General features: G+C 69.4%; 7 protein-coding genes. All 7 read left to right on the forward strand.

The features are described from left to right. The first annotated feature begins 34 nt into the window (after positions 1-34). A complete protein-coding gene (truB, locus tag RUH65_RS14990; RefSeq protein WP_313818427.1) occupies positions 35-952 on the forward strand; it encodes a tRNA pseudouridine(55) synthase TruB in 918 nt (305 codons plus the stop codon). A 5-nt stretch (positions 953-957) separates the two neighbouring features. Continuing rightward, on the forward strand, positions 958-1320 hold the full coding sequence (locus RUH65_RS14995) for a hypothetical protein (protein WP_313818429.1): 363 nt from the start codon (positions 958-960) through the stop codon (positions 1318-1320). A 61-nt stretch (positions 1321-1381) separates the two neighbouring features. After that, the gene (locus RUH65_RS15000; protein WP_313818430.1) at positions 1382-1753 is read left to right on the forward strand and encodes a hypothetical protein; all 372 of its coding nucleotides are present in this window, start codon (positions 1382-1384) and stop codon (positions 1751-1753) included. A 42-nt stretch (positions 1754-1795) separates the two neighbouring features. Then, positions 1796-2761, forward strand: a complete 966-nt coding sequence (locus RUH65_RS15005) for a bifunctional riboflavin kinase/FAD synthetase (RefSeq protein ID WP_313818423.1) — start codon at positions 1796-1798, stop codon at positions 2759-2761. A gap of 7 nt (positions 2762-2768) precedes the next feature. Continuing rightward, positions 2769-3557 carry a class I SAM-dependent methyltransferase gene (locus tag RUH65_RS15010; RefSeq protein ID WP_313818424.1) on the forward strand — a complete coding sequence of 263 codons (789 nt, stop codon included), beginning with the start codon at positions 2769-2771 and terminating at the stop codon, positions 3555-3557. A 99-nt stretch (positions 3558-3656) separates the two neighbouring features. Beyond that, positions 3657-3926, forward strand: coding sequence for a 30S ribosomal protein S15 (gene rpsO, locus RUH65_RS15015; protein ID WP_115930821.1), 270 nt, complete (start codon positions 3657-3659; stop codon positions 3924-3926). A gap of 260 nt (positions 3927-4186) precedes the next feature. Further along, a complete protein-coding gene (locus tag RUH65_RS15020) occupies positions 4187-6454 on the forward strand; it encodes a polyribonucleotide nucleotidyltransferase (RefSeq protein ID WP_313818426.1) in 2268 nt (755 codons plus the stop codon). The last annotated feature ends 68 nt before the right edge of the window (positions 6455-6522 follow it).

Genomic DNA, 6522 nt, shown 5'->3' on the forward strand with positions numbered 1-6522 from the left:
CGCCCCGGGCACCCAGGCCTCCGGCCTGGTACTCGTGGACAAGCCGGCCGGCTGGACCTCCCATGACGTGGTCGGGAAGGTCCGCCGGCTGGCCGGCACCCGCAAGGTCGGTCATGCCGGGACGCTGGATCCGATGGCCACCGGGCTGCTGGTGGTGGGCTTCAACAAGGCCACCCGCCTGCTGACGGCGATCACCGGGACGGACAAGACGTACCTGGCGACCATCCGCCTCGGGGTCTCCACCGTCACGGACGACGCCGAGGGCGATGTGCTCCAGACCCGGCTCGCGAACGCGGTCACCCCGGAACGGGTTGACGCCGCCGTGGCCGGTCTCACGGGGGAGATCCAGCAGGTCCCCTCGGCCGTGTCCGCCATCAAGGTGGACGGGCAGCGCGCCTACCACCGGGTGCGGGCCGGGGAGGATGTGCGCCTCGAGGCCCGACCCGTCACGGTACGCCGCTTCGAGGTCACCGGGTACCGGCGCGCCGAGGACGGCACCACCGTGGACCTGGACGTCGAGGTGGACTGCACCTCCGGGACCTACATCCGTGCCCTGGCCCGGGACCTGGGGGAGACCCTCGAGACCGGCGGCCACCTGACCGCCTTGCGGCGCACCGCCGTCGGGCCCTTCTCCGTGGCCGACGCGGTGACCCTCGAGGAGCTGGCGGAGCGCTTCACCTCCACCGAACTCTCCGAGGCCGCTGCCGGGCTGTTCCCCGTGCGCCGGCTGACCGGTGAGGAGGCCTCCGAGCTGTCCTTCGGACGGCGGATCGAGGCCACCGGCAGCGAGGGGACGGTCGCCGCCCAGGCGCCGGACGGCACCGTCGTCGCCCTGATCTCCGATCAGGAGCGTCAGGGCCGTCCGGAATCGCTCGCCGCCAAGCCCGAGATCGTCTTCGCGCCCGCCACAGCACCGGCCCAGGCACCCGCCCAGGACGGCGGGCGGACGTGACCGAGGTGGCGGCCGACGGCTGGTTCTGGGCCGGCACCGCGCTGTGTGCCGTCTCGCTGCTGATCTGCGTGGTGATGACCTTCCTCCGCACCTTCCCGGATGACCTCTCCATCCTCTCCGTGGCCGCGGTGGAGCTCTTCCTGGTCGTCTACGGCGTGGGAGCGATCTTCCGCCAGGCCGGGGGCGAGCCCCTCCAGGGGGAGCTCTGGGAGTTCTGGGGCTATGTCCTGACGGCCCTGGTGGTCTCCCTGGTCGCCGTGGTGTGGGCCGTCACGGACAAGACCCGCTGGTCCAACCTGGTGATGGCCGCCGTAGGGCCGACGATTTTCGTGATGTTATACAGACTGCAGGTGATCTGGTTTGGCTGAGGCCGAGAACAACGAGGGAAACAAGCCCCAGCGGAACCAGGGGCTCGGCCGTATCCTGGTGATGGTCTACGCCGTGTTCGCGCTGTCCTCCTTCGCGCGTTCGATCTTCCAGATCGCCACGCACTTCGAGCAGGCGCCGCTGGCCTACCTGCTGTCCGCCTTCGCCGCCGCCGTCTACATCGTGGCCACGCTGTCCCTGGCCCGTTCCGGCCGGACGGCCTGGTACGTCTCGGTCGTCGCGGTGGGCATCGAACTGGTGGGCGTGGTCGGCGTCGGGCTGTGGACGGTCCTGGACCCCCAGCTGTTCGCCGACGACACGGTGTGGAGCCGCTTCGGCGCCGGGTACGGGTACATCCCCCTGATCCTGCCGATCCTGGGCCTGGCCTGGCTGCTGGCTCACCGCCCCCGCGTCGGAGTGGAAAGCCGCCCCTGAGGGGGTGGATAATCGAGTGATGAGCCGGAGCGGAGGGACTGCATGCACTATTGGGACGGCCTAGCCGCCGTGCCGGAGAATCCCGCACCCTCCGTGGTCACCATCGGGAACTTCGACGGCGTGCACCGCGGCCACCTCCAGGTCCTCGACCAGGTCGTCTCCGCAGCGCGCGGCTCCGGGGCGACCTCCGTGGCCATCACCTTCGATCCGCACCCCCGCGTGGTGCACCGGCCCAATGACCTCCAGGAGGCCATCACCGGCTACGAGGAGAAGGCCCGGCTGATCGAGCAGGCCGGGATCGACGCGATGCTGGTCATCCACTACACCCTCGAGTTCGCCCAGCAGAGTCCCGAGGAATTCGTCCGCAACGTGATCGTGGACGCCGTCAACGCCACGGCGGTGGTGGTGGGCCGGGACGTGCGCTTCGGCTACCGGAACTCCGGTGACTTCGCCACCATGGTGGAACTCGGCCGCAGCTACGGCTTCGACGTCATCGACGTGGCCGACTTCGGCGAGGACCGCCGTTGCTCCTCCACCTGGATCCGCGAATCACTGCGGGAGGGCAACGTCCGCGAGGCGGCCGGAGTGCTGGGCCGCCACCACCGCGTACACGGCGAGGTCGTCCACGGCTTCGCCCGGGGCCGCGAGCTGGGCTTCCCCACCGCCAACCTCTCGGACGAGGTCCAGGGCATGATCCCCGCCGACGGCGTCTACGCCGGCTGGCTCGTCGACGAGGCCCGTCGGCGCTGGCCCGTGGCCATCTCCATCGGCTCGAATCCGACCTTCGAGGGAGTGTCCCGGGTGGTGGAGGCCCATGTCATCGACCGGCCGCAGGAACAGGTCGAGGACTTCGACCTGTACGGTCAATTCGTCACGGTCGAGTTCGTGGACCGGCTGCGCGGCATGGTCGCCTTCGAGGGCATCCCCAAGCTCGTCGAGCAGATGACTCAGGACGTCGACCGCACGCGCGAGGTCCTCGCCGCGGTTCCGGCGGACCCCCGTCCATGACCGTCCGGTGACACGTCCCGTCCCGAATCGCCCTGGTGGGGATCCCCGCCTCGACAGGGCCTCCCGCCAGATCCTCGGGTCCGCCTTCGCCACCGGGGGAGAGCACTACCACGCGGTGCGGCCCTCCTACCCGGCGCCGACCATCGACTTCATGGTGCCGGTCGGCGCCCGCACCGCGGTGGACCTCGGCGCCGGCACCGGACTCTTCACCCGGCTGCTGGCGGACCGGGACCTCGCCGTCACCGCCGTGGACCCCTCCGCCTCCATGCTGGAACCGCTGCGGCGCGCGGTGCCCTCCGCCGCCGTCGTGCAGGCCGCCGCGGAGCACACGGGACTGGAGTCCGGTGGCTTCGACCTGGTCACAAGCGCGCAGGCGTGGCACTGGATCGACCCGGAGGCCGGCTCGGCGGAGGCCGCCCGGCTGCTGCGCCCCGGCGGGACGCTGGCCCTGGTGTGGAACCAATTGGACACCTCTGTGCCCTGGGTCCACCGGCTCACCCGCATCATGCATGCCGGTGATGTCCATGCCGCCGGCTCCGGCCGGCCCCAGCGGCGCACGCGCGCACCCTTCGGCGCGGAGGAGCACCACGAGGTGCACTGGACGGACCGCACGACGCCGGCCGGCCTCCACGCGCTGATGGCGTCCCGTTCGTACTGGCTCCGCTCGGACGAGCACATCCGCGCGAGGATGACGGCCAATCTCGAGTGGTACCTGCACGAACACCTGGGGTTCGGTCCGACCGAGGAGATCGAGCTGCCGTACCTGACGTTCGCTCTGCGCACGCGGCGCGGCTGACGGCACCCGGACTGCTAGACTGGGTTGTTGGTGCCCGCTGCAGTCCGCGGTGGCGGGATCCACCGTTTTTGATCGCGGCACAACTCATAAGGAGTTCGCGTGGCACTCGACCCCGCCGTCAAGCAGGACATCATGAAGGAATACGCCACCCACGAGGGCGACACCGGTTCCCCGGAAGTGCAGGTTGCTGTGCTGTCCCGTCGCATCCTGGACCTGACGGAACACCTGAAGTCCCACAAGCACGACCACCACACCCGCCGTGGCCTGATGGCCCTGGTCGGTCGCCGTCGTCGTATGCTCGGGTACCTTGAGCGCACTGACATCGAGCGCTACCGCTCGCTGATCGGGCGCCTCGGCCTGCGTAAGTGACATCCTGACTTCAGGCGGCGTCCCGCGTGTGGGGTTTCCCCCTTCGGGCCGCCGCCTTTAGTCTGGTCCGGGAGGGTCACCCGATGTGACCGTCCCCGCTGCACACCAGTCAGCACACCCATCAAGCCCGTCACGTCCATCCATTCGCGGTCCTCGACAGTGGCTTCCGGAACCTCACGACCATCGTGTCCGAGCGTCCGGAGGCTTCGATCGAAGACCGGGTGGTGACGCGACGGGCCGCGAAGAAAGGACACCCACCCATGGAGGGTCCCGAAATCAAGTTCGCCGAAGCCGTCATCGACAACGGCACCTACGGCCAGCGCGTCGTGCGCTTCGAAACCGGCCGTCTGGCCCAGCAGGCCGCCGGCGCGGCCATGGTCTACATCGACGAGGAGACCTCGATGCTGTCGGCCACGACCGTCGGCAAATCCCCGCGTGAGGGCTTCGACTTCTTCCCGCTGACCGTGGACGTCGAGGAGCGCATGTACGCCGCCGGCCGCATCCCCGGCTCGTTCTTCCGCCGTGAGGGCCGCCCGTCCACGGACGCCGTCCTCACCTGCCGTCTGATCGACCGCCCGCTGCGCCCCGCCTTCACCAAGGGCATCCGCAACGAGGTCCAGGTCGTCGTGACCGTCACCTCGATCGCCCCGGACGAGGTCTACGACACGGTGGCCATCAACGCCGCCTCGATGTCCACGCAGCTTTCCGGCCTGCCGTTCTCCGGCCCGATCGGCGGCGTGCGCGTGGCCCTGATCGACGACGGCACCGGCCACCGCCAGTGGGTCGCCTTCCCGAAGCACTCCCAGCTCAAGGACGCCGTGTTCAACATGGCCGTCGCCGGCCGTGTGGCCGGTGACGACATCGCCGTGATGATGGTCGAGGCCGAGGCCACCCCGGACTCCTGGAACCTGATCAAGGAACAGGGTGCCACCGCTCCGACGGAGGAGGTCGTGGCCGAAGGCCTCGAGGCCGCCAAGCCCTTCATCAAGGCCCTCTGTGACGCCCAGGCCGACCTGGCCCAGCGCGCCGCCAAGGCCCCCGTCGAGATTCCCGTCTTCAAGGACTACGAGGACGACGCCTACGAGGCCGTGGAGCAGTTCGCCGGTGCCCGCCTGCAGGAGATCTACTCGATCGCCGACAAGCTGGAGCGCCAGAACACCGATGACGCCTACCGCGCCGAGGTCGTCGAGGCCCTGGCCGGGGAGGGCACCCAGTTCGAGCAGCGCCGCGGTGAGATCGCCAAGGCCTACGGTGCGGTGACCAAGAAGGCCGTGCGCCAGCAGATCCTGACCAACCAGGTCCGCATCGACGGCCGTGGCCTCACGGACATCCGCAAGCTGACCGCCGAGGTGGAGGTCCTGCCGCGCGTGCACGGTTCGGCCATCTTCGAGCGCGGCGAGACCCAGATCATGGGTGTCACCACGCTGAACATGCTGAAGATGGAACAGCAGATCGACTCGCTGGCCCCGGAGACGCGCAAGCGCTACCTGCACCACTACAACTTCCCGCCGTACTCCGTCGGCGAGACCGGCCGCGTGGGCTCGCCGAAGCGCCGCGAGATCGGCCACGGTGCCCTCGCCGAGCGCGCCATGGTCCCGGTGCTGCCGTCCCGCGAGGAGTTCCCCTACGCGATCCGTCAGGTCTCCGAGGCCCTGGGCTCCAACGGCTCCACCTCCATGGGCTCCGTCTGCGCCTCCACCCTGTCGATGTTGAACGCCGGTGTGCCCCTGAAGGCCGCCGTGGCCGGCATCGCCATGGGCCTGGTCTCGGACACCGTGGACGGTCAGACCCGCTACGCCGCCCTGACGGACATCCTCGGCGCCGAGGACGCCTTCGGCGACATGGACTTCAAGGTGGCTGGCACCTCCGAGTTCGTCACCGCGATTCAGCTGGACACCAAGCTCGACGGCATCCCGGCCTCCGTGCTGGCCGCCGCGCTGACCCAGGCCCGTGAGGCCCGCCTGCACATCCTGGGTGTCCTGAACGCCGCGATCGACGCCCCGGACGAGATGAGCCAGTACGCACCGCGCATCATCGCGGTCAAGATCCCCGTGGACAAGATCGGTGCGGTCATCGGCCCCAAGGGCGCCATGATCAATCAGATCCAGGACGACACGGGTGCGGACATCTCCATCGAGGACGACGGCACCGTGCTGATCGGCGCCACCGAGGGATCGGCGGCCGAGGCCGCCCGTTCCGCGGTCAACGCCATCGCCAACCCGCAGGTCCCCGAGGTCGGTGAGCGCTACCTGGGCACCGTGGTGAAGCTGACGACCTTCGGTGCGTTCGTGTCCCTCACCCCGGGCAAGGACGGTCTGCTGCACATCTCCGAGCTGCGCAAGATCAACGAGGGCAAGCGCGTCGAGGACGTCGAGGACGTCGTCGAGGTCGGCCAGAAGATCCAGGTCGAGATCACCAAGATCGACGACCGCGGCAAGCTGTCCCTGGCCCCCGTAGTCGAGGGCGGCGAGTCCGAGGACAACGAGTCGGATGCCGAGGCTGGCACCGAGGAGTCCGAGGAGAACTGATCTCCCGCTGATCCCCTGAAAGAGCTGACCCGTCAGCTCCTTCAGGCCCGTGGCCCGCACTTCGGTGC

The sequence above is a fragment of the Citricoccus sp. genome (assembly GCF_032154715.1).
Lineage (GTDB): Bacteria > Actinomycetota > Actinomycetes > Actinomycetales > Micrococcaceae > Citricoccus.

What these genes read in the sequence shown, in the direction of transcription:
- RUH65_RS15000 (WP_313818430.1), top strand. Translation starts at nt 1,382, where the DNA reads ATGGTCTACGCCGTGTTCGCGCTGTCCTCCTTCGCGCGTTCGATCTTC.
- RUH65_RS15005 (WP_313818423.1), top strand. Translation starts at nt 1,796, where the DNA reads ATGCACTATTGGGACGGCCTAGCCGCCGTGCCGGAGAATCCCGCACCC.
- RUH65_RS15020 (WP_313818426.1), top strand. Translation starts at nt 4,187, where the DNA reads ATGGAGGGTCCCGAAATCAAGTTCGCCGAAGCCGTCATCGACAACGGC.